This window comes from Pseudoxanthomonas sp. GW835-FHT14C01 (assembly GCF_058793715.1).
Map to the genome: position 1 here is coordinate 269660 of NZ_JBXAGB010000003.1, position 21302 is coordinate 290961.

A 21302-nucleotide genomic window follows, 5' to 3' on the forward strand; every position below is an offset into this window, starting at 1 on the left:
TGCTGTGCTTGCCGAGGCGGTTCGATTTCTACGGTCGCGACTTATGTTGCTCCTGCAGAAGCAAGCCTGCTCAGAACCACGTCGCGATCAGCGCGCTCAGCGACTCGACCAGGTTGCCCGACAGGAAGCCGAACACCACCACGGCGATGCCGCCGGCGATCCACGCCACGAGCAGCAGCGCGCCGTCGCGTTCCAGCAGCGCCAGCGCGAACAGCAGCAACAGGAAGCCGAACACGTAGTTGGTGAACGGAATCGGCAACGCCAGCAGGATGCCGAGCAGGACCAGCAGCAGGCCGGTGAAGCTGAGGGCGATGCGGTTGTCGAGGAAGCCCGCCATGCGCGGACGCACCAGCTTCTCCAGGCGGCGCAGCCACGGCGCCATGCGCTGGCGGAAGCGGATCATCGTGCTGCGGTGCGGGCCGCGATGCGCCAGGAAGGCCGGCAGCCAGACCTTGCGCATGCCCAGCAACAGCTGCACGCCGACCAGGACCACCATCGGTCCGCCGATCGCGCCGCCGACGCCGGGCACCGGGATGAAGGCCGGCAGCACGCCGATGAAGAGCAGCAGGCCGAAGGCGGCGGGGCCGAAATCCTTCAGCAGGTCGCCGAGGCGCAGCACCTCGTCGGGATCGCCGGTCGCGAAACCGTCGATCAGCGCAGCGGTGCTGGTGTGCCGGGGTGCATCGTCGGCGGACATGTCAGACCGCCAGGTCTTCGTCGGTCTCGGGCAGCTTCTGCAGCAGCAGCTTGTCGATGCGGGCGCCGTCCAGGTCGACCACTTCGAAACGCCATCCCGCCCAGTCGAGGCGCTCGCCGACATGCGGGATGCGGCCGAAACGTTCGATCATCATGCCGGCGACGGTGTTGTATTCGTCGTCGTCCGGCAGCGCCACGCCACCCAGCAGCTCGCGCAGGTCGTCGTTGGGCAACGAGCCGTCCACCAGCAGCGAGCCGTCGTCGCGCACCACGACCAGCGGCGCGTCCTCGGTGTTCTCGGTGGCCTGCAGGCGGCCGACCACCGCGCCCATCAGGTCGCTCTGGGTGACCAGGCCCTGGATCTCGCCATACTCGTCCACGACCAGCGCGAGCGACTGCTGTTCTTCACGGAAGATCTCCAGCAGCTTCATCGCGTGGGTAGATTCGGAAACGAACAGCGGCTCGCGCAGCTTGATGAAGAGATCGGGCTGCGCCACGCCGAAGCGGTCGAGCAGGGATTTCACTTCCAGCACGCCGACCACGTCCTGGTCGCTGCCGCGATACACCGGGAAGCGCGAGAACGCCGACTCGTGCATGGTCCGCAGATTGTCGTCGTAGGATGCGGCGGAATCGAGCCAGACGATCTTCTTGCGCGGCGTCATCAGGCTGTCGGCGGTGCGGTCGCCCAGCCGCAGCACGCGGTTCATCATGTTGCGTTCGTCGGCATCGATCACGCCGGCCTCGTGTCCTTCGGACACGAGCATGCGGATTTCCTCTTCCGTCACCGCTTCCTTGTTGTCGTCCGCCAAGCCGAACACACGACGCACCAGTCGCGTACTGAAGGCGAGCAGGGCGACGGCGGGCGCGGTGAGCTTGGCAAGCCATCCCATCGGCACGGCGACGAAGCCGGCGATGGTTTCCGGACGTGTGATCGCGAGGCGCTTGGGCACCAGCTCGCCGAAAATCAGCGTCAGATAAGTGATCAGCGCCACGGCGATGCCGATGCCGATCTTGGGCGCGTAAGGCGCGGAGGCGGGGATGGTGGACGCCAGCCAGCCGCCGATGGCGCTGCCGATGGCGTCGCCGCCGAACGTACCGGTCAGCACGCCGATCAGGGTGATGCCGATCTGGACGGTGGAGAGGAAGTTCTCGGGCTTCTCGGACAAATCCAGCGCGCGCTGCGCGCGATGGCTGGTCTGGGCCATCTGCTTCAGGCGGCTCTTGCGCGAGGTCATGACCGACATCTCGGACATGGCGAAGAAGCCGTTCAACAGCACCAGGGCGAAAACGATGATCAGCTCAAGCACGGGAACCTCCGTTCAGAGCGGGGAGGGCCGGCGAGGCGGGCGGGGTCTGTCGCGGGGGACAGTGGGGGGAAGTAGGGTCGTCGTCCATAGGGTGCACCCGGAGGCGCCGGGCGAGTTTAGCAAACGACCGGCGGGCGGACGCGTGAAGCTGAACAAGACATTCGGCGAATGCGGAGGCGGCCGGGCGCCGCCATCGGGCCGCCCGGGCTGTCCGGAATCGTCACGGAACGGTCATAATTCCGCCCCTGAAGCCGTCCATCCCGTGACGGTGGGACCGCCCGATGTTCTCCCTCCAGACGATCTTCGGCTCCGGCCAGCAGTTCTACACGCTGTTGGACGAGGCCGCCCAAGCCGCCCACGACAGCACCAAGGCCCTGCACACCATGATGAAGGCCACCGACCGCCAGCCGGCGCTCGACGCCTTCAAGCTGGCGCGCCTGCGCGAGCGTGCGGCCTCGGACAAGATCGGCAAGGCGCTGGTGGACAGTTTCATCACCCCCATCGAGCGTGAGGACATCGAGGCGCTGGGCTCGGCGCTGTACAAGATTCCGAAGCAGGTCGAGAAGTTCGCCGACCGCTATTCGCTGGCGATCCAGCACCTGGAGGGCATCGACTTCGCGCCGCGCGCGGCGATGCTGGAGCAGGCGGCCAGCGTGGTGGTCGAGATGGTCCACGAGATCAAGAAGATGAACATCGATCGCATGACCTCGCTCAACGAGAAGCTGCGCGCGATCGAGAACGAGGCCGACCGCCTGATGCTGGAGCTGTACCGCGACATCTATTCCGGCCGCCTGGACCACCTGCAGATGTTCCTGCTGAAGGAGTTCTTCGAGATCCTGGAGAAGGCCATCGACCGTTGCCGCGAGGCGGGCGTGGTCGCCTACCAGATCGTGTTGAAGAACAGCTGAGGCGCCCGCGATGTTGACCCTCGTGCTGGTGGTGATCTTCGCCGCGCTCGTCTTCGAGTTCATCAACGGCTTCCACGACACCGCCAACTCCATCGCGACCGTGGTCGCCACCAAGGTGCTGTCGCCGGGCCAGGCGGTGATGCTGGCGGCGGTCATGAACCTGATCGGCGCGCTGACCGGCACCGCCGTCGCCAAGACGATCGCCTCCGGCCTGGTCGACACCGACGTGGTGCAGGTGACCTCGCAGGTGATCCTGTGCGCGCTGCTGGGCGGCATCATCTGGAACCTGATCACCTGGTGGAAGGGCCTGCCGTCGTCGTCCTCGCACGCGCTGATCGGCGGCCTGTGCGGCGCCGCGCTGGCGGCGGCGCACAACGACTGGGGCGCGCTGATCTGGTCGCAGGCGGCCGGCGACTGGACCCAGAACAAGGGCATCCTGTGGAAGGTCGTGCTGCCGATGATCTCGTCGCCGGTGGCGGGCTTCGTGCTCGGCATCGTGGTGATGGTGCTGCTGTGGGGACTGATCGTGCTGCTGTCGAAGTTGGGCGGCTGGTTGGGCCGGCTGGCGCGCCCGCACTTCGTCAACAAGTTCTTCGGCAAGGCGCAGATCCTGTCGGCCGCCTACATGGGCTACGCGCACGGCCACAACGATGCGCAGAAGACCATGGGCATCATCGCGCTGACGCTGTTCGGCGCCGAGGCCAGCGGTGCGCTGGACAACCTGCCGGGCTGGCTCGCGTTCCTGCATCCCGGCAGTGCCGGCGAGCAGGACATCGCGATGTGGATCGTCATCACCTGCGCCATCGTGATGGCGCTGGGTACCGCGTCGGGTGGCTGGAAGATCATCAAGACGCTCGGCCACAAGATGGTGAAGCTGCATCCCATCAACGGCTTCGCGGCGGAAACCAGCTCGGCCACCATCCTGACCGTGGCCGCGCACTTCGGTATGCCGGTGTCGACCACGCACAGCATCTCCACCGCGATCATGGGCGTGGGCTTCGCCAAGAACCCGCGCGCGCTGAAGTTCGGTGTGATCGAACGGATCCTGTGGGCGTGGGTGCTGACCATTCCGGCGGCGGGCGGCATCGCCTACGGCCTGCTGCGGTTGCTGGAATCGATCGGCTGGGCGTGACCCCTGCTGACATGCGATGAAAAGAAAACGCCGGGCTTGCCCGGCGTTTTTCGTGTCGTGGTGGCGGGCCTTGGACCGCCCTACAGCAGGTCGCCCTCGGCGGAGAGGGCACGCTCCATGCTGTCGCCCAGGCCGCCGATCTCCAGCACCAGACGGTCGACCTCGGCCGGACTCAGGCTTTCGTAGGGGCGGTTCTCGCACAGTTGCAGGTAGGGCACGCCGTCGAGTTCGCCGATCGCCAGGTAGCCGACGCTGCTCTGCCAGTTGAATTTCAGCGCGCGCTTGGCGTCGATGCCGGTCATCGGCGCGATCACCGTGCTGACGCGCAGGTAGCCGCGCTCGTCGTCGTTGCCGAGCTCGGACAGGTAGATCGTCTGGTGCCGCTTGCCGTTGCCCAGCGACAGTTCCACGCAGGCGACGTACGGGTCGTGCATGGTGACCTTGTAGCCGGAGGACGTCAGATGGCCGCGGACCTGCTCGAAGTGGTGCATGGGATGCTCCCCTGTTGCCGTTGCCGCTATGCTAATCCCGCATGAGCGCCAAGTCTCCCGAAGACAGAATCCTTGCCGCAATCCGTGCGATACCGCACGGTCAGGTGGCCGGATACGGTGAAGTCGCGCATCGCGCGGGCCTGCCGGGTCGCGCACGCCTGACCGCGCGCATCCTCAGCCGGAACGACGATCCGGCGCTGCCCTGGCATCGCGTGCTGCGTTCCGATGGCCGCATCGCGTTTCCGGAAGGCTCCAGGGCCTTCCGCGAACAGAGCCAGCGCCTGCGCGCGGAAGGCGTGAAGGTGGAGAACGGCCGCGTGAAGCGCCCGCGCAAGGAGGACAGTCTGGATGCGGCGTTGTGGGGACCGGGCACGCAGTGACGTCGTCCCCGTATGATGGGGCGCGACCGTTCCGAGGATTGCCATGTTCCCCCGACTTCTCCCCGTCACCAAGACGTTGCTGATCGCGAACGTCGCGGTCTACCTGCTGCAACTGCTGCTGGGCTACACGCTGCTCGACTGGTTCGCCTTGTGGCCGGTGGGCCATGGCTTCCTGCCCTGGCAGCTGCTGACGTATGGCTTCCTGCACGACACCAGCGGTTTCGCGCACCTGGCGTTCAACATGCTGGCGTTGTGGATGTTCGGGTCGCCGCTCGAACAGACGTGGGGACAGAAGCGTTTCCTGATGTTCTACCTGGTGTGCATCGTCGGCGCAGGCCTGCTGCAACTTGCCGTGGGCTGGTGGATGGTGTCGGGTGGCGCCCTGCCGTATCCGACGCTGGGTGCATCCGGTGGCGTGTTCGGCCTGTTGCTGGGTTACGGCATGCTGTTTCCGAACAACCGCATGATCGTGTTTCCGCTGCCGATGGAGATCAAGGCGCGCACGCTGGTGATCTTCTACGCGCTGCTCGCGCTGGTGTTGGGCTTTACCGGGTTGCAGCCGGGCGTGGCGCACTTCGCGCATCTGGGCGGCATGGTGTTCGGCTGGCTGATGATCTGCTACTGGCGTGGGCAGCCGCCGTTCGGCAGGGGGCCGCGCAAGCCCAGGCCACCGCACCTGCGCTCGGTCAGATAGCGGCCGGCGTCGATGACGCAAAGAAGAACGGCGCGGAATCCCGCGCCGTTCTTCATGGAGCAGGATGCGGGACTCAGCGCCAGATGCGTACCTGGTCGGCTTCCTTCGCCTGCATCGGCTGGCCGGCCTTGCAGGTGAAGGCCTGGGCGAACGACGGCTGCTGGGTCAGCGGGCCGTTGGCGCGCCACTGGCCGGGGGCGTGTACGTCGACGGCGGCGCGCTGGGCGGCTTCGGTCTCGGACAGGTTCTGCGCCCACAGCGTGGCCCAGGCCTTGTAGAACGACTGCTTCGCGGCGGCGTTGGCCTGCGGCTCGGCGGTGGCGAAGGCGTCCCAGGCCAGTTCCACGCCGGCGAGGTCGGCCAGGTTCTCGTCGCGCGTCAGGGCTCCGTTGACCTTGACGTTCTTCAGGTCGGGGAAGGCGTAGGCGTTGTATTGCGCGACCACCTTGTCGCCCAGTGCATTCCACGCGGCGACATCGGCCGGCGTCCACCAGTCGCGCAGCTCGCCCTTGGCGTCGACCATGCGGCCCTTCACGTCGAAGCCGCGGCTCAGCTCGTGGCCGACCAGCGCGCCGAACGCGCCGTACTGCACGGCGGCCGGCTGCTTCGCATCGAAGATCTCTTCCTGCAGCACGGCGGCGGTGACGATCAGGCGGTTCTGCGCCAGGTCGTAGGCCAGCGCGGGCTGCTGCGGCAGCACGTCCCAGCGACGGTCGGCGTTGCCCTTGCCGATGCGCTTCATCTCTTCGCGATGGCGCCAGGTGGACGCGATCAGCATGTTGCCGCCGAAGCTGCCACGGCCCATCGGCTGCACGCTGTAGTCGAGGTCGCGCCTGGGCGTGCCGACTTCGATCTTCAGCTTGTCGAGCTTGGCCTTGGCTTCGGTCTTGGCGGCGTCGCTGAGCCACGTGTTGCGCTCGATGCCGCGGCCCAGCGCATCGCGCACCTGGCCGGCGATCTGCTCGGCGCGGCGCTTGTGGTCGGCCGGCACGTAGCGCTCGGCGTATTCCTTGCCCAGCATCGGGCCGGCGGCGAGGTTGATCGCGTCCAGCACCTGCTGCCAGCGCGGCGCGGGTGCGGTTTCACCGCGCAGCACGCGACCGCGGAAGTCGAATTCGGCGTCGCGGAACGGCTTGGCGAGGTACGGCGCCATCGCATCGCCGACGCGCCAGCGCAGGTAGGCCTTCCACTGGTCGGGCTTGAGGCTGCCGACCAGGCCGTCTAGGCGCTTGAACAGCGCCGGGTCGGCCATCGATACGGTGTCGTCGGTGACGCCCTGCGCCTTCAGGAAGGCGTCGAGCTGCAGGTTGCGGTACTGCTTGCCCAGGTCCCTGGTCGGCACCGGCGCGTAATTGGCGAAGGGGCTGCGCAGGTCGACCAGCGGCTTGGATACCTGCGCCAGCTTGGTTTCCACGTCGATGACCAGCGCCGATTCGGCGTCCAGCTTCGCGGCCGGCGTACCGGTCAGTGCGAGCACCTGCTTCACGTAGGTGCGGTAGCGGCCCAGCAGCTCGCGCGTATCGGCGTCGGTGCGGGTGTAGTAGGCCGGGTCGGGCAGGCCCAGGCCGCCCTGCATGAAGTAGCCGATGTGGCGGTCGAGCGCCTGCAGGTCCACGTCGGGGCTGAAATTGAACGCCACCGGCACGCCGACCTGGTGCAGCGCGGCGATGGCCGGCGCGACGTCCTTCGGCTTCTTGATGGCGTTGATGCGGTCCAGCAGCGGCGCGATCGGCTTCGAGCCGTCGGCCTCCACGGCGGCTTCGTCCAGGCCGCTGGCCCAGAAATCGCCCAGCAGCTTCTGCACATTGCCTTGGGGCGCCTGCATGGCGCTGTCGAGCAGGACGCGCTGCTGGTCCAGCGTGCGGGCGCGGAAGGCGCCCAGCAGGCTGACCGCGCCGGCCTCGCTGGACGCGGGGTTCTTCTTCAGCCAGTCGGCATTGGTCGCGGTGTAGAAATCGGTGCACTGCGCGCTGACCGCGGGGGCGGCGGGGGCGCGCTTCTTGCGCTGGGCTTCGGCATCCGGGGCGCCCAGGGCGATGACGAGGGCGAAGGCGATCAGGGTGGGGCGGCCGAGAGCGTGGCGCGGGCTGGGCATCAGGAGCATCCGGGAGTTCGGGGATCGGGCGATTCTAGCAAGGGAGCCGTCACCGGCCCGATGCCTCCGCGGAGAACCCGGCGGGTTTTGCGGGCATGCGTCACAGCTCAACGCCCGCGGGCAAAGAAAAGGCCCGGCATGCCGGGCCTTTCCACCTCAGGACGGGATGCGTGCGCTTACCAGATGACGACCTGCTGGTCGCCGCCGCGCACCATCGGATCGCCGGCCTTGCACGAGAACGCCGCAGCGAACGTCGGCAGGTTCGACGGCGCGCCGATGGCGCGGAACTGCGCCGGGGCATGCTCGTCGGTGGCGATGCGGTTCTTCAGTTCCTCCGGGGTGAAGTTGCGGCGCCACACCGTGGCCCAGTTGAGGAAGAAGCGCTGGTCGCGGGTCAGCCCGTCGGTCATCGGGTCGGGCGTATCGCCGGCGGCCGCCTTCATGGCGTCGTAGGCCGTGGCCAGGCCACCGAGGTCGGCGATGTTCTCGCCCAGCGTGTGGTTGCCGTTGATCGCCTGGCCTGCGTCGGTACGGTAGCCGTTGAACTGGGCTACCAGCTTGCCGGTCAGCGCCTTGAAGCCCTCGGCGTCGGCGTCGCTCCACCAGTTCTCGAACTTGCCGGTGGCACCGAAGCGGCTGCCCTGGTCGTCGTAGCCGTGCGTCATCTCGTGGCCGATCACCGCGCCGATGCCGCCGTAGTTCATTTCATCGGTGGCGTTGGGATCGAAGAACGGCGGCTGCAGGATGGCGGCCGGGAACACGATCTCGTTCTGCAGCGGGTTGTAGTACGCATTGACCATCTGCGGCGGCATGCCCCATTCGGTGCGGTCGACCGGCTTGCCGATCTTGCCCAGGTTCCACTTGTAGTTGAACTCGGTGGCGGCCTGCACGTTGCCGAAGTAGCTGTCGCGGCCGGTGGACAGGCCGGACCAGTCGCGCCACTTGTCGGGATAGCCGATCTTGGTGGTGAACGCGGCCTGCTTCTCCATCGCCTTGGCCTTGGTCGCGTCGCTCATCCATGCCAGGTTCTGGATGCGCGCCTTCAGCGCGGTGCCGAGGTTGGCGACCAGCGTTTCCATCTTGGCCTTCGATTCCGGGGTAAAGGCGACCTTGACGTACATCTGGCCGAGGGCTTCGCCGCTCTGCGCTTCGATGGTGGACAGCACGCGCTTCCAGCGCGGCTGGATTTCCTTCTGGCCGCGCAGCGTCTTGTTGTAGAAGTTGAAGTTCTCGTTGGCGAACGCATCGCTCAGGTACGGCGCGGCCCCATCGATGGTGTGGAAGCGCAGGTAGGCGCGCCACGCGGCGACGTCGGTGTCGCCCAGCATCTTGCTGACTTCCTGGTGGAAGGCGGGCACGGCCAGCGAGAACTTCTCCTGCGGCGCGACGCCCTGCGATTCGAAGAACTTGGTCCACGAGAAGTTCGGGGTCAGCTTGTCGGCATCGGCCAGCGTCACCGGGTTGTAGTAGATGGAGACGTCGCGCGACATCTCCTCGCGGGACTTGGACGCCTTCGCCAGACGGGTCTCTAACGCCATGATGTCGCCGGCCTGCTTCTGCGCATCGGCCGTGACCACGCCCGACAGTTCCAGCACCTTGGCGATGTGCGCCACGTAGGCGTCGCGGATGTCCTTCTTGTCGGCGTCGAAGTAGAAGTTCTTGTCCGGCAGGCCCAGGCCGCCCTGGAAGGCGTACGCCATGTTGGTATCGGGCTTCTGGAAGTCGGCTTCGGCGCCGAAGCCGAACAGGAACGCCTGGCCCTTCGCCGCGCTGCTGTTGAGGTACGCCACGATGGCGTCCTTGTCCTGCAGACCGTCGATGGTCTTCAGCTCGGGCACGATCGGCTCGATGCCCTGAGCGTTCGCTTTGGCCTCGTCCATGCCGGTGGCCCACAGGTCGCCGACGATCTTCTCCACGCCGGTGGCATTGGCGTGCGCGGCCGCCTGTTCGGCCAGCTGCTTCTGGACGGCGGTGGAGCGCTCGGCCAGCATCTCGAAGGCGCCCCAGCTGGTGCGGTCGCTGGGGATGGCGTTCGCGGCCAGCCACTTGCCGTTGGCGTAGCCGGCGAAGTCGGTGCAGGCGTTCTTGGTGGTGTCGAGGTCACCGATCTGGAAGCGGTTCACGCCCGGCAGGCTGCTCTCGTCCAGCTTCAGCTCCAGCGCGGCGGGCGCTTTGGCGGCGGTATCGGCGGCAGGCGCGGCGTCGTCCTTCTTCGCACAGGCGGCCAGGGCGGCGGCCACGGCGACGGACAGCATCAGGATCTGGGGTTTGCGGGCAATCACGATCTACTCCGGCCCTGGACAGGGCAATGGAAAAAAGGAACCCCCGGAAGGGGGCGTGGCGGCGACTCTACGCCTGTCACCTTAAGGGCAGGTGTGTCGAAGGTCATGCCCGCGGGGGGCGGCAGCGGCCATACTGAGCACCCCGGCAAGGAGGGCTCCCATGCACGTCCATTTCCATGGCGCGGCCGGCGAAGTCACCGGTTCGATGCACCTCGTCGAGGCCGCCGGCATGCGCGTCCTGCTGGATTGCGGGCTGATCCAGGGCAGCCGGGAGGCCGAGGCGCGCAACGCCGAGCCGTTTCCGTTCGACCCGGCGACCCTCGATGCGGTGGTGCTGAGCCACGCCCACATCGACCACATCGGACGGCTGCCGCTGCTGGTCAAGCGCGGGTTCCGTGGCCCCATCCATACCCAGGGCGCCAGCGCGGAGCTGCTCCCGATCATGCTGCTGGACGCCGCCTCGCTGTCCGGATCCGAGGCCGAACGCGCCAACCGCCATCGCCGCCGCGGCGAGCCCGAGGCGCAGCCGTTGTTCTCCGAGGAGGACGTGCACGCCACGATGAAGCAGGTGCGCCCGCTGCCCTACGACGAGCGCACGACGATCGTGCCCGGCGTGGACATCGCGCTGCGCGATGCCGGCCACATCCTCGGCTCGGCGATCGTCGAACTGTGGGCCGACGGCCGCAAGCTGGTGTTCTCGGGCGACCTGGGGCCGAAGGGCACGCCGATCCTGCGCGATCCCGCCGTGGTGAAACAGGCCGACCTGCTGCTGATGGAATCGACCTACGGCGACCGCAACCACCGCGACCGGCCGGAGACCATCCGCGAACTGGGCGACATCTTCGAGCACGCCTGGCGCGACCGCGGCAACGTGCTCATCCCGGCCTTCGCGGTTGGCCGCACGCAGGAGCTGCTGTACTGGTTCGCCCGGAACTGGGACGCCTGGAAGCTGGCCCGCTGGCGGATCTTCCTCGACAGCCCGATGGCGGCCAAGGTCATCGGTGTCTACGCGCGCCACCACGGCCTGTTCGACGAGGACGCACGCCGCGTGTGGGCGCAGTCGCCCAATCCGTTCCGCCTGCCCAACCTGCATGTCGCGGAAACACTGCAGCAGTCGATGGCGATCAACCAGGTCGAGAACGGCGCGATCATCATCGCCGGCTCCGGCATGGCCAACGGCGGACGCATCCAGCACCACCTGCGCCACAACCTGGGGCGGCGCAACGCGCATGTCGTATTCGTCGGCTACCAGGCGGAAGGCACACTGGGCCGGCGGCTGGTGGAGGGCGCATCGTGGGTGCGCATCCATGGCCGCGATTACCGCGTCAACGCGCAGCGGCATACGGTCGGCGGGCTGTCGGCGCACACGGACCAGCAGGGCCTGCTGGCGTGGTACGGCAACTTCCAGCCCGCGCCGTCGCTGGTGCTGGTGCATGGCGAAGACCGCGCGCGCGAAGCGCTGGCGGGCGAGATCGGCGAGCGCCATGGCGTGCCGGTGGAACTGGCGCGCCCGGGCATGGTGGTCGATGTCTGAGCGTGCGGCGCGCGCCGCGCGGCGTCACGCGCGGTGGACGGGCGTCCCGGCCGGTTCGTGCTCGCCGGTGTGGCTGAAGCTGCGGTTGCGGCCAGCCTGTTTGGCGCGGTAGAGCGCGGCGTCGGCGCGGTCGAACACGTCTTCCGGGCCGGCATCGTCGCCGGACGTGTAGGTGTGGATGCCGACGCTGGCGGTGAAGGGCGGCGGCGCACTGGTGTTCGCTCCGTGCGGCTTGCGTCCGTGCTGGGCCAGATCGACGTGGATGGTGGTCGCGATGGTCGCCGCCGCCTGCGCGGAGGTTTCCGGCAGCAGCACCGCGAACTCGTCGCCGCCCAGACGCGCGACCAGGTCTCGCGGGCGGCGCGCGCGGCTGCGGAGGATGCGGCCGAGCGCCTTCAGTGCGGCGTCGCCGGCGGCATGCCCCTGGCTGTCGTTGAGCTGCTTGAAGTGGTCGATGTCCATCACCAGCAGCGACAGCGGCTGACCGCTGCGGCGCGCGATGCGCAGTTCCTGGTCCAGCGCGTGGTCGAAGCGGCTGCGGTTGGCCAGGCCGGTGAGCGCATCGGACTGCGCCTGACGATGGGTCCGGCGCAGCAGCCGGTAGACCCACAGCGACGCGCCCAGCGCGAGCACCAGCATGGCCGGTACCGGCGACCACCAGACATGGACGTAACGCAGCAGCAGCAGCGACAGTACCAGCGCACCGGCCATCGTGAGCACGGTGGGGCGCCAGATGCGGCGCAGACCGGGCAGCAGGGACAGCAGCAGCGGCAGCGCCGCCAGCGTCGCCGCCAGCACCGCCTGCCAGCCCTCCGACAGCGGCGTGATGGCGGCGTGCTTGATCAGCATGTTCAGCAGGTTGGCCTGGTAGTCCGTGCCGCTCATGCTGGCGGTCGGCGGCTGGCCCGGCGCACGCGCCAGCGGGCCCATGCCGGTGGCGCCGACACCCACGACGATCCAGTTGCCGCGCAACAGCGAGGCCGGAATGCGCTGGTTGAGTACGTCGGTGTACGACACGTGGCGGAACGCATTCGGTGGCGAGGCGAACGGCACACGGACTTCGTAATCGCGGACCCAGTCGTAGGGCAAGACCGGGTCCAGGCCGGTGGCGAGCAGGCGGCGCCCGGGCAACTCCGTAGTCGCGCCGGTCGGCTGGTCCAGCTGCAGCAGCGCCAGCGCCAGTGCGGGCCAGTGCGGCGAACCCAGTCCTGCGCGCAGGTAGGCGCTGCGCGCGACGCCATCGTCGTCCAGCGCCATTTCGGCGTGGCCCAGCGACGCGGCGGACGCGGCGAACTCGGGGATCGGCATCAGTTCGACGGTGGAACTGTTGAGCTGGACCGGTTCGGCCAGCACAGGCAGCACCACGCGACCACTGCGGCTGATCGCGCGCGCCAGCAGTGCATCCCCTTCCGGGTCGAACAACGCCGGTTCCGACAGCAGCACGTTGAAGGCGATGCCCTTCACCTCGGTCAGGCGCAGGCGGTCGACCAGTTGCGCATGCGTGCGGCGCGACCACGGCCAGCGGCCGAGTTCGGCCAGGCTTTTCTGGTCGATGTCGACCACCACGATGCGCGGATCAGCGTCCGGCGCCGCCCCGAGTATCAGGCGGTCGTAGACCCAAGCGTCGAGTGGGGCGGTCACGCCGGACAGCGTGACCAGGATCGCCAGCGCAGCCGCGCCCACCGCCGTGAGCAGGCGGGGCTTCCACTTCGGCGCGGGTGCGGGGGTATTCACAGGGCGAGCAGTATGAGCAATGCGCCCGCCCCGGCGCCAATCCTGCACCAGCGGCAGGGGACGTCGATCACCTGGGGCGCCGGGAACGGACCTTCGAAGCCATCCACGTCGAGGGTCTGGGCACGCAGGTACCAGGTGCCCGAGCGCAACCGGGGCAGGGTGATCTGGGCCTGATCGACCGTCTGGTCGATCTGCGGTGCACTGAAGTCCGGTGTGCGCGACATCTGGAAGCGATAGCGCTGGCCGGGCTGGCCCGCCGGCCAGCGGAACGTCACCTCCCGGGTGTTGCCGGCGGCCGCCGAGCCGTCGATCTCGCGGACTTCCGCAAGGGGGCGCACGGTGAACGCCACGGCGTCGCCGAAGGGCCCGGCCTTGCCGCTGCCGTCCACGCTGCGGATGCGCCAGCGGTAGTCGCCCGGCGGCAAGGGCTCGCGCAGATGGAAGGTGGTCGTGTCGTCCACCCGGCCCTGCGCGACCGTCCGGTCGGCACCGGCCGTGATTTCGTATTCGTAGGCCGTCGCGCCGGGGGCCTGCGTCCAGCTCAGTGAGATGTCCGGTGTGCGCACCACGCTGTCGGCGGCGGGTGCGATGGAGTACGGCGGGGCAGGCTGGTCGTCGATGCGGAGCTCGATGACGGTGTCGCGCCCTTCGAGTCCGTTGTCGGCGATCGCGCGCACGCGCACGAAGTAGGCGCCGGCTTCCAGCGCCGGCAAGGTGTAACGGGGCGCGTCGGTCTCGGCGTCTACCCGCAGGCTGTCGAATGCGCGCCGCGCGCTTACCTGGACGCGGTACTGCCGGGCGCCTTCGACGTCGGGCCAGGCCAGCTCGGGCCGGGCGGTACGGGACAGTGCGGGAATGCGCGACAGGTCGGGCGGCGGCAGCAGCCGGATCGGCGATACGGCGGACTGTCCGGCCGCGACCACGGCGCCGAAGCCGGGACGCAGCAGCGCACCACGCTGGCGCGGCGCATTCACCGCTACGCGGCCTTCCAGCACTTCGGTCTGCGAATGGGCATCCCCTGCCTCCACACGGAATTTCGTTCCGCGCACGGCAGACGAGGCGGTCGGCGTGTCGACGACGAAATTCGCGGCCGGGCCATGCAGGCGGCGTACGTCGTTGCCGATCCTCCCGCGCTGCAGGCGCAGGCGGGTGTCGGCCATGCCCGTACGCCCGAAGCGGGTCAGCCGGTCGAGCAGCAGTTCGCTGTCGCCGAGCAGCAACAGGCGCGACCCGTCGGCGAACTGCAGGCTGAGCGAAGCATCGGGCGAGGTCTTCAGCCGGACGCCGCTGGCCAGCGACATGCCCGGGCTCACCGGCGCATCGCGGCCGGTGGCGGAACGTGCGGTGGCATCACCGTGGAGGGCGATGACCCGGGCGTTCGCCGGCTGGCGGTCCAGCCACTGCAGCGGAATCCGCAGCGTGCTGCCGGGAGGCAACTGGTAGGGATTCGCGATGCGGTTGTGTTCCTGCAGGCGCTGCCACGGAATCGACGGCTTGAGGTAGGCGCCCGTCACGTCCCACAACGTGTCGCCGGGGCGGACGCGGTAGACCCACTCCTGCGCATGGACCGACCAGGACGCCAGCAACAGCATCACCAGCCCCAGCCCCCAGACCTGCCAGCCTCTCCGTCGGCTCACCCGTTCCCGCATCTCCCGCTTCCTCACCCGGCCATGCAAAATGTTGCATCGGTCACAATTATAAGCGCGGCGACCATCCCGCTGGCCGGTGGCGGAGGGTTTTTCCGTCATCTCACACTGAGCCGTAGGCTCGTTTACGGCGCGGCGCCCCACAGGCCTGCAATGCGCCTCGCCAGCCGATAGGGTTCGGGGTCGTTGCGGTTGGTCAGTACGACCACCGTGAGTCGCTGCGCCGGAAAGCGCAGCAGCACGTTGCGGAAGCCGATGCTCTCGCCGGAATGCCACTGCATGCCGTCCTGCAGGCGCCAGCCGAAGCCGTAGTGCGCGACGTCGCGTTCTGAGGTCGCCGTGGCAGGCGCGAATGCCTGCGCGCGCGAGGCGGCCGACAGCAGGCGGTCGTCGTACAGCGCCGCATCCCAGCGCGCCAGGTCCTCGAGCGAGGAATAGATGCCGCCGTCGCCGAGGACCGCGCTGGTCGTGCTCTGGTCGGTGCGCTGCCATCGCCCGCCGACCAGGCTGTAACCGAACGCGCGGTCGGTCATCGCGGGCCCGTCGTCTTCGCGCGCCTGTGTCGCCCGCATGCCCAGCGGGAGGAAGATGCGCGTCCGCAGGAAGGTGGCGAACCGCTGGCCGGAGGCGCGTTCGACCACCAGCGCCAGCAACGCATAGCCGCTGTTGCTGTAGCGGTAGGCGCTGCCGGCGGGGAAATAGAGGCGTTCTTGGTGTTCGAGCAGGCGAAGTACGTCGGCGTCGCGCACCTGTCGCGTCTGTTCGTCGGGAATCAGGTCCTCGTAGTCGACCAGACCGGAGGTGTGGCTGAGCAGGTGGCGCAGCGTGACGCCGTCGGTGGCCGCCGGCAACGACGGCAGCCAGCGCCGCAGCGGATCGTCGATCGCCAGCGCGCCGTCCTCGGCGAGCAACAGCACGCCGGCAGCCGTGAACTGCTTGCTGATCGACGCCAGGCGGTAGTTGGCCGTCGGCGAAGCGGCGATGGCGGCCTCGAGGTCGGCCATGCCGTAACTGCGCTGGAAGACCGGCGCCCCGTCCTTCAGCACCAGCACCGAGGCGCCGGGGACCGGGCCGGCGTAGTCCTGCATCCAGGCGTCGATGGCCGCTTCGCGCGTGGCGGCACTCGCATCGCCTGTCGTCGTCATCAGGATTCCCACCAGCCAGACCGCTTTCATTCCTTCTCCCGGTACCGCAACGGCTCAGTCGAGGGCGGCTTCCGCGCGCAGCTGTCGCTCGCGTTCATGGCCCAGGTAGTGGCGGATCGCATGGCGCATCAGGTACAGCAGCGGGATCAGCGCGATCGCGGCCAGCATCTTGTAGGCGTAGTTGACGGTGCTGACCGCCAGGAACAGCGACGTCGGCCATTTCTGCGGCCCCAGCACGAAGGCGATATAGATCACCACGAAGCTGTCGACCAGCTGCGAGATCGCGGTCGAGCCGGTCGCCCGCAGCCATACCCAGCGTTCGCCGGTGGCGTTGCGGATGCGGTGGAACACGGAGACGTCGATCAGCTGGCCCGCCAGGAACGCCACGACCGACCCGGCGATGGTCCACATGCCCTGGCCGAAGATCGCGGCGAAGGCCTTCTGGTAGTCCGGAACGCCCTGCGCCTGCGCCGCCTCGACCCACCAGCCGGCCGGCGCCAGCGCGATCGCGGCAAACGCGAACAGGAAGCCGTAGACGATCAGCGCCACCGCCAGCCACGAGATGAAGCGCACGCCGCGCTTGCCGAAAAACTCGTTGATGGTGTCGGTGAGGATGAAGACGAACGGCCACAGCAGCGTGCCGGCGGTGAAGCTGAGCGACCCGGTCTGGCCGAACAGGTTCCATTCCAGGGGCGCGATGCCCAGCGTGTCTTCCAGCGCGAAGATCTTGACGCCGATGAACTCGGCCAGCACCGCGTTGGCGCAGAACACGGCCGCCAGCACGATGAAGAGGCGGACCGCGCGGTCGTCCAGCGTGCGCGGCGCCTGCATGCTCAGCGTTCCCCTGCGCGGGTGAACGGCATGGTTTCCGGTGCGACGGCGCCGCCGGAAATGATGAAGCTCATCGCCTGGTCCACCGTCCAGTCGGTCGGCGTGAGCAGCTCGACCGGCACGATCTCGAGATAGCCGGAGGTCGGATTCGGCGTGGTGGGCACGTAGACGGCGGCCAGCTCGCGTCCGCTGCCTTCCTCGCGGATTACCCGCGTCACCAGGCCGACCGACTTCATGTCCCGGTGCGGGAAGTCGATCAGCACCACGCGCTGCGTGCTGCCCGGCTTGGTCTCCAGCATGTCGAGCAGTTTGCGCGCGCTGGTGTAGATGACGTTCGCCAGCGGCACGCGCGCGATCAGCGCCTCGAACCAGCGCAGCAGCCGCTGTCCGATCACGCGCCGGGTCAGCGCGCCGACCGCGACGATGACGAACAGCGTGGCGACCATGGCGATGGTGTTCTGCACCCACAGGCCGTTGAACCAGCCCAGCGACTGGGGGAAGGTCGCGGCGATCTGGTGCGACAGCGGCTCGACCCACGGCTTGCTGATGTCGGACAGCAGCACGAAGACGAACTTGATGACGACCCAGGTCAGCCAGATCGGCAGCAGGGTCAGCAGGCCGGTGATGAAGAGCTTCTGCACCGAGGGGCGGTGCGCGGGATGGTCGGGGGGCATGGCGCTATTGTAGGGCCCGCGCCATCGCGCGGGAGGCTCAGGGCGCGCGCGTTCGCGCTTCCGGCTTCAGCCGCACGTAGATCTGCTTGCGCACGCGGGCGACCACTTCGTTTTGGGCGTTGAAGACGTCCGCGGGCATCCAGCGCAGGTGCTTCTCGCCGTTGGCCGCTTCGGCGCGGATCTCGTCCAGCACGCGCGTGTCCAGGCGGAACTCGGCATGCAGCGTGCCCTTGCCGGGTTTGACGAATTCGATCTCGGCCGCCTTGTCCCACACGTAGTAGTCGCGGCCCAGGCGTTCCTTGGCGAGGATCATCCAGAACGGGTCGGTCATCGCGAACAGGCTGCCGCCGAAATGGGTGCCGACGTAGTTGCGGTTCCAGGGACGCATGCGCAGTTCGACGCGCGCGAAACTCCAGTCGTGGGCCATCTCGGTGACGTGGATGCCGCTGAGCAGGAAAGGTGGCCACACATTGAAGATGTGGCGCAGGGTGCCGGGTTTCATGCAGGACTGCTGGGTTCGGTGAGGACGGAGGAGTATTCGCGGGTCAGAACAGCAGGGAGGACATTTTCCTGCGGTACTGGCTGACCAGCGCCTCGTCCTCGATCACCCGGAACGCATCGATCAGGCTCTTGCGCGCCAGGCCGTCCTCGTAGGCGCGGTCGCGCTTGAGCATCTCCAGGAACTGCTCCAGCGCGGCTTCGGACTCGCCTGCGACCAGCGCATGGACGCCGAGCAGGTGGCGGGCGCGCAGGTCGTCCGCGTTCGCGGCGACGGCCGCGCGCAGGGCGTCGGGCGCCGGGGCGTCCTTGAGGGCGGCCGCGAAGCCCAGGCGCGCGCGCGCCTTCACCGCGCGGTCGTCGGTGGCCAGGTTCGCAGGCAGCGCATCGAGCAGCCGCTCGGCATCGGCGGCATCGCCGGTCTTCAACAGGGCGAGGACCAGGTCGAGTTTGAGTTCGTCCTTGTCGGGTTCGGCGGCGACCGCCTCACGCAGGGCGGCGACCTGCTGCTGCGGATCCAGCGGAATCTCATCGATGGGCGCGTCGGCGCCTTCCGCCGGCTGGACGCCGTGCGAGGCCAGGAACTCGCGCAGCTGGCCTTCCGGCAGTGCGCCGGGAAAGCCGTCCACCAGTTGCCCGTCCTTGACCAGGAACACGGTGGGAACCGAGCGGATCTGGAAGGCGGCAGCGATCTGCTGTTCCTTGTCCACGTCGACCTTGGCCAGCAGGAAGGCGCCGTTGTACTCACCGGCCAGCTTTTCCAGGATCGGTCCCAGCGTCTTGCACGGACCGCACCAGGTCGCCCAGAAGTCGACCAGCACCGGCACCTCCAGCGACTTGCGCAGGACCTCGGCTTCGAAGGTCTCGGTGGTGGCGTCGAATACGTAGGGCTGGTCGGTCATCGGGTCGCTCGTGGCGGGTGGGACGTGGCGGTCAGATGGTGCCGCGGGCGTAAGGATACAAGGTGATGTAAAAATCTTTTGACATGGCGCCGATGGAATGTCATGTTCGAGCGACATATTGTCTGCCAGGAGTGACATGACGATGCATGGGCGCGACCAACGATGACCGGCACCCCGATCGCGAACGACATCCGCCGCCTGCGTTTCGAACGCGGCGAGATGACCCAGCAGGCGCTGGCCGATGCCTGCGGAGTGACGCGGCAGACCATCATCGCGCTGGAGGCCGGGCGCTATGCGCCATCGCTGGAACTGGCGTTCCGCATCGCGCGGGCCTTCGGCGTGGGGATCGAAGCGGTGTTCCGCTGGGAGGAGGCATGAGCAGGACATGGCATGGGAGCGGGCCGGCGGCGGTGATCGTGTTCGTCGCGGCGCTGCTCGGCTTCGGCCTGGCGTTGCCGGGTTACTCCCAGATCGCGCATCCGGTGGCGGTGCTCGGCGCGAAAGGCGTGCCGCATGCGCTGGGTTTCAACCTGCTGGGGTTCGTCCTTACCGGGGGACTCGCGGCGGTGGCGGCGCTGGGCCTGCGGCGACGCCTCCCCGGCGATGCCGGCTGGCGGTCGCGCGTAGGCGCGCAGTTGGTCCTGCTGTCGGCACTGGGTTTCATCGCGATGGGACTGCTGCCGCTCGATCCCGACGACCTGGACAATCCGACCAGCAGCCTGCACGCCACCGCGTGGATGCTGTGGTGGGTGGCCTTCGTGCCCGGCGCGCTGTTGATCGCGCTGGGTCTGCGCGGATGGCCGGCGTGGCAATCGCTCAAATGGGCCAGTGCCGTGGCGGCCGTGCTGGTGCTGTTTGTCGTGCTGCTGGCGGTGGAGCTGATGCCGGCGGGTATCGCGCAGCGGTTCGGCTACGCAGCGTGGCTCGCCTGGCTGTGCATCGCTTCACGCAATCCGCGTGCGTAGAGCGGAGCTTGCTCCGCTGCGCTTCGATACGTGAGTGTGGACATGACCCAAGGAGCAGCCGAGCAAGCTCGGCTCTACGAGCTGGCGGTTACGGCTGGCGGTACACCTTGCCGTCCTTCATCACGAAGTCGACCTTCAGCACCGCATTGATGTCGGCCACCGGATCGCCCGGTACCGCCACGATGTCCGCACGCTTGCCGGCTTCGATCACGCCCTGGTCGTCCACGCCCAGCACCTCCGCTGCGCGGATGGTCGCGGCCTGCAGCGCGACGTTGGCGGGAATGCCGGCTTCGACCATGTAGAGGAACTCGCGCGCGTTGTCGCCGTGCGGGCCGACGCCCATGTCGGTGCCGAAGGCGATCTTCACGCCGTTGCGGTAGGCCTTGCCCGCGGTCTCCTGGATCAGCGCACCGATGCGCTGCGCCTTCGGGCGCACCACGGGCGGGAAGTAACCGTCGATCTTGGCCTTCTCGGCGACGAAGCGGCCGGCGTAGATCGTCGGCACGTACCAGGTGCCGTGCTGCTTCATCAGTCGCATGATCTCGTCGTCCATGTAGGTGCCGTGCTCGATGCTGGTCACCCCGCCGACGATGGCGCGGCGCATGCCTTCCTTGCCGTGTGCGTGCGCGGCGACGCGGAAACCGTAGTCGCGCGCGGTATCGACGACGGCCTTCACTTCGTCGACCACGAACTGCGGCGCATCGCCTGACTTGGCGTAACTGAGCACGCCGCCGGTCGCGGTGATCTTGATGACGTCGCTACCGTCCTTGTAGCGCTGGCGCACCGCCTGGCGGGCTTCTTCCGGCGAATTGATCACGCCGTCGGTCGGGCCCGGCGGGCCGAGCAGGTGCGACAGCCGGTCGTTGAAACCGTTGGTCGGGTCGGCGTGGCCGCCGGTGGTGGCGATCGACTTGCCCGCGGCGAAGATGCGCGGACCCTTCACCAGCCCCTGGCTGACCGCATCGCGCAGGTGCGGCGCCACTTCGCCGCCCAGGTCGCGCACGCTGGTGAAGCCGGCCATCAGGGTCTTCTCGGCATAGCCGACCGAGCGGAAGGCGTAGTCCACCGGATCCAGGCGGAAGCCCTCCGAATAGCTCTGCGGGCTGGATTCGCTGCCCAGGTGCACGTGCAGGTCGGTCCAGCCGGGCGTGCAGGTGTGGTCGGCCAGCACGATGGACTCGGCATCGGCCAGCTTGGCGCGGCCGGGAATGACCTCGGCGATCTTCCCGTCGCGGACCAGCACCGTGTGCTCGCCCAGGACCTTGCCGCTGCGGGCGTCGAACAGCCGTTCGCAGTGCACGGCGAGGGTCGACGGTGCGGTGGTCTGTGCGGCAGCGGGCAGGCCTATGGAGGCCAGGGCGAGGGCGAGCAAGGTCTTGGTCATCTGG

At 68.2% G+C, this 21302-nt stretch carries 20 protein-coding genes; 7 read left to right on the top strand and 13 right to left on the bottom strand.

The annotated features are described in order from the left end of the window. Positions 1-70 precede the first annotated feature (70 nt). Entirely contained in the window at positions 71-697 is a 627-nt protein-coding gene (locus AC1Q5B_RS14605) for an exopolysaccharide biosynthesis protein (RefSeq protein ID WP_492632318.1), read from the bottom strand. Between the two features lies 1 nt (position 698). Further along, positions 699-2003, bottom strand: a complete 1305-nt coding sequence (locus AC1Q5B_RS14610; protein ID WP_492632319.1) for a hemolysin family protein — start codon at positions 2001-2003, stop codon at positions 699-701. Positions 2004-2284: 281 nt separating this feature from the next. Here AC1Q5B_RS14610 and AC1Q5B_RS14615 point away from each other — a divergent pair, with 281 nt between their 5' ends. Together AC1Q5B_RS14615 and AC1Q5B_RS14620 are read left to right on the top strand one after the other, a co-directional pair. Beyond that, positions 2285-2911 (top strand): DUF47 domain-containing protein, encoded by a 627-nt coding sequence (locus AC1Q5B_RS14615; protein WP_192311464.1) that lies wholly within the window; start codon positions 2285-2287, stop codon positions 2909-2911. A gap of 10 nt (positions 2912-2921) precedes the next feature. Next, a complete protein-coding gene (locus tag AC1Q5B_RS14620) occupies positions 2922-4043 on the top strand; it encodes an inorganic phosphate transporter (protein WP_492632320.1) in 1122 nt (373 codons plus the stop codon). Positions 4044-4123: 80 nt separating this feature from the next. Here AC1Q5B_RS14620 and AC1Q5B_RS14625 read toward each other — a convergent pair whose 3' ends face one another. Continuing rightward, positions 4124-4534 carry a hypothetical protein gene (locus AC1Q5B_RS14625; protein ID WP_492632321.1) on the bottom strand — a complete coding sequence of 137 codons (411 nt, stop codon included), beginning with the start codon at positions 4532-4534 and terminating at the stop codon, positions 4124-4126. A gap of 41 nt (positions 4535-4575) precedes the next feature. On the opposite strand from AC1Q5B_RS14625, the gene AC1Q5B_RS14630 reads away from it, so the two are divergent. Together AC1Q5B_RS14630 and AC1Q5B_RS14635 are read left to right on the top strand one after the other, a co-directional pair. Next, positions 4576-4914 carry an MGMT family protein gene (locus AC1Q5B_RS14630; protein ID WP_492632322.1) on the top strand — a complete coding sequence of 113 codons (339 nt, stop codon included), beginning with the start codon at positions 4576-4578 and terminating at the stop codon, positions 4912-4914. A gap of 43 nt (positions 4915-4957) precedes the next feature. Continuing rightward, on the top strand, positions 4958-5608 hold the full coding sequence (locus tag AC1Q5B_RS14635; protein WP_492632323.1) for a rhomboid family intramembrane serine protease: 651 nt from the start codon (positions 4958-4960) through the stop codon (positions 5606-5608). Between the two features lie 73 nt (positions 5609-5681). On the opposite strand, the gene AC1Q5B_RS14640 is transcribed toward AC1Q5B_RS14635, so the two are convergent. Together AC1Q5B_RS14640 and AC1Q5B_RS14645 are read right to left on the bottom strand one after the other, a co-directional pair. Continuing rightward, a complete protein-coding gene (locus tag AC1Q5B_RS14640; protein ID WP_492632324.1) occupies positions 5682-7703 on the bottom strand; it encodes a M13 family metallopeptidase in 2022 nt (673 codons plus the stop codon). A 176-nt stretch (positions 7704-7879) separates the two neighbouring features. Continuing rightward, complete coding sequence (locus AC1Q5B_RS14645) at positions 7880-9961, bottom strand: M13 family metallopeptidase (RefSeq protein WP_492632805.1); 2082 nt, start codon at positions 9959-9961, stop codon at positions 7880-7882. Positions 9962-10145: 184 nt separating this feature from the next. Between AC1Q5B_RS14645 and AC1Q5B_RS14650 the strand changes: the two genes are divergently transcribed. Next, positions 10146-11519 (top strand): MBL fold metallo-hydrolase RNA specificity domain-containing protein, encoded by a 1374-nt coding sequence (locus AC1Q5B_RS14650; protein ID WP_492632325.1) that lies wholly within the window; start codon positions 10146-10148, stop codon positions 11517-11519. Between the two features lie 24 nt (positions 11520-11543). Here the strand turns inward: AC1Q5B_RS14650 and AC1Q5B_RS14655 are convergent, their stop codons facing one another. The 7 genes from AC1Q5B_RS14655 to trxA all read right to left on the bottom strand — a co-directional run bounded on the left by AC1Q5B_RS14655 (position 11544) and on the right by trxA (position 18949). After that, a complete protein-coding gene (locus AC1Q5B_RS14655; protein ID WP_492632326.1) occupies positions 11544-13253 on the bottom strand; it encodes a diguanylate cyclase domain-containing protein in 1710 nt (569 codons plus the stop codon). After that, the gene (locus AC1Q5B_RS14660; RefSeq protein ID WP_492632327.1) at positions 13250-14890 is read right to left on the bottom strand and encodes a FecR domain-containing protein; all 1641 of its coding nucleotides are present in this window, start codon (positions 14888-14890) and stop codon (positions 13250-13252) included. Before AC1Q5B_RS14660 ends, AC1Q5B_RS14655 begins: the two co-directional genes overlap by 4 nt. Positions 14891-15024: 134 nt before the next feature. Continuing rightward, the gene (locus tag AC1Q5B_RS14665; RefSeq protein ID WP_492632806.1) at positions 15025-16044 is read right to left on the bottom strand and encodes a serine hydrolase domain-containing protein; all 1020 of its coding nucleotides are present in this window, start codon (positions 16042-16044) and stop codon (positions 15025-15027) included. A 54-nt stretch (positions 16045-16098) separates the two neighbouring features. Then, on the bottom strand, positions 16099-16875 hold the full coding sequence (locus AC1Q5B_RS14670) for a queuosine precursor transporter (RefSeq protein WP_492632328.1): 777 nt from the start codon (positions 16873-16875) through the stop codon (positions 16099-16101). 2 nt (positions 16876-16877) lie between these two features. Then, the gene (locus AC1Q5B_RS14675; protein WP_492632329.1) at positions 16878-17549 is read right to left on the bottom strand and encodes a DUF502 domain-containing protein; all 672 of its coding nucleotides are present in this window, start codon (positions 17547-17549) and stop codon (positions 16878-16880) included. 37 nt (positions 17550-17586) lie between these two features. Continuing rightward, positions 17587-18051, bottom strand: coding sequence for a DUF4442 domain-containing protein (locus AC1Q5B_RS14680; protein ID WP_492632330.1), 465 nt, complete (start codon positions 18049-18051; stop codon positions 17587-17589). A gap of 43 nt (positions 18052-18094) precedes the next feature. After that, positions 18095-18949 carry a thioredoxin gene (gene trxA, locus AC1Q5B_RS14685; RefSeq protein WP_492632331.1) on the bottom strand — a complete coding sequence of 285 codons (855 nt, stop codon included), beginning with the start codon at positions 18947-18949 and terminating at the stop codon, positions 18095-18097. Positions 18950-19111: 162 nt separating this feature from the next. Here trxA and AC1Q5B_RS14690 point away from each other — a divergent pair, with 162 nt between their 5' ends. Continuing rightward, a complete protein-coding gene (locus AC1Q5B_RS14690) occupies positions 19112-19327 on the top strand; it encodes a helix-turn-helix transcriptional regulator (protein ID WP_492632332.1) in 216 nt (71 codons plus the stop codon). Further along, complete coding sequence (locus AC1Q5B_RS14695) at positions 19324-19914, top strand: DUF998 domain-containing protein (protein ID WP_492632333.1); 591 nt, start codon at positions 19324-19326, stop codon at positions 19912-19914. The genes AC1Q5B_RS14690 and AC1Q5B_RS14695 overlap by 4 nt, the downstream gene beginning before the upstream one ends. Before the next feature lie 88 nt (positions 19915-20002). Here AC1Q5B_RS14695 and AC1Q5B_RS14700 read toward each other — a convergent pair whose 3' ends face one another. Beyond that, a complete protein-coding gene (locus tag AC1Q5B_RS14700) occupies positions 20003-21298 on the bottom strand; it encodes a metal-dependent hydrolase family protein (RefSeq protein ID WP_492632334.1) in 1296 nt (431 codons plus the stop codon). Positions 21299-21302: the final 4 nt, after the last annotated feature.

Coding starts and splice junctions, on each gene's coding strand:
- AC1Q5B_RS14690 (WP_492632332.1), top strand. CDS start 19,112: ATGACCGGCACCCCGATCGCGAACGACATCCGCCGCCTGCGTTTCGAA.
- AC1Q5B_RS14605 (WP_492632318.1), bottom strand. CDS start 697: ATGTCCGCCGACGATGCACCCCGGCACACCAGCACCGCTGCGCTGATC.
- AC1Q5B_RS14615 (WP_192311464.1), top strand. CDS start 2,285: ATGTTCTCCCTCCAGACGATCTTCGGCTCCGGCCAGCAGTTCTACACG.
- AC1Q5B_RS14670 (WP_492632328.1), bottom strand. CDS start 16,875: ATGCAGGCGCCGCGCACGCTGGACGACCGCGCGGTCCGCCTCTTCATC.
- AC1Q5B_RS14635 (WP_492632323.1), top strand. CDS start 4,958: ATGTTCCCCCGACTTCTCCCCGTCACCAAGACGTTGCTGATCGCGAAC.
- trxA (WP_492632331.1), bottom strand. CDS start 18,949: ATGACCGACCAGCCCTACGTATTCGACGCCACCACCGAGACCTTCGAA.
- AC1Q5B_RS14640 (WP_492632324.1), bottom strand. CDS start 7,703: ATGCCCAGCCCGCGCCACGCTCTCGGCCGCCCCACCCTGATCGCCTTC.
- AC1Q5B_RS14695 (WP_492632333.1), top strand. CDS start 19,324: ATGAGCAGGACATGGCATGGGAGCGGGCCGGCGGCGGTGATCGTGTTC.
- AC1Q5B_RS14625 (WP_492632321.1), bottom strand. CDS start 4,534: ATGCACCACTTCGAGCAGGTCCGCGGCCATCTGACGTCCTCCGGCTAC.
- AC1Q5B_RS14700 (WP_492632334.1), bottom strand. CDS start 21,298: ATGACCAAGACCTTGCTCGCCCTCGCCCTGGCCTCCATAGGCCTGCCC.
- AC1Q5B_RS14630 (WP_492632322.1), top strand. CDS start 4,576: ATGAGCGCCAAGTCTCCCGAAGACAGAATCCTTGCCGCAATCCGTGCG.
- AC1Q5B_RS14680 (WP_492632330.1), bottom strand. CDS start 18,051: ATGAAACCCGGCACCCTGCGCCACATCTTCAATGTGTGGCCACCTTTC.
- AC1Q5B_RS14665 (WP_492632806.1), bottom strand. CDS start 16,044: ATGACGACGACAGGCGATGCGAGTGCCGCCACGCGCGAAGCGGCCATC.
- AC1Q5B_RS14675 (WP_492632329.1), bottom strand. CDS start 17,549: ATGCCCCCCGACCATCCCGCGCACCGCCCCTCGGTGCAGAAGCTCTTC.
- AC1Q5B_RS14650 (WP_492632325.1), top strand. CDS start 10,146: ATGCACGTCCATTTCCATGGCGCGGCCGGCGAAGTCACCGGTTCGATG.
- AC1Q5B_RS14620 (WP_492632320.1), top strand. CDS start 2,922: ATGTTGACCCTCGTGCTGGTGGTGATCTTCGCCGCGCTCGTCTTCGAG.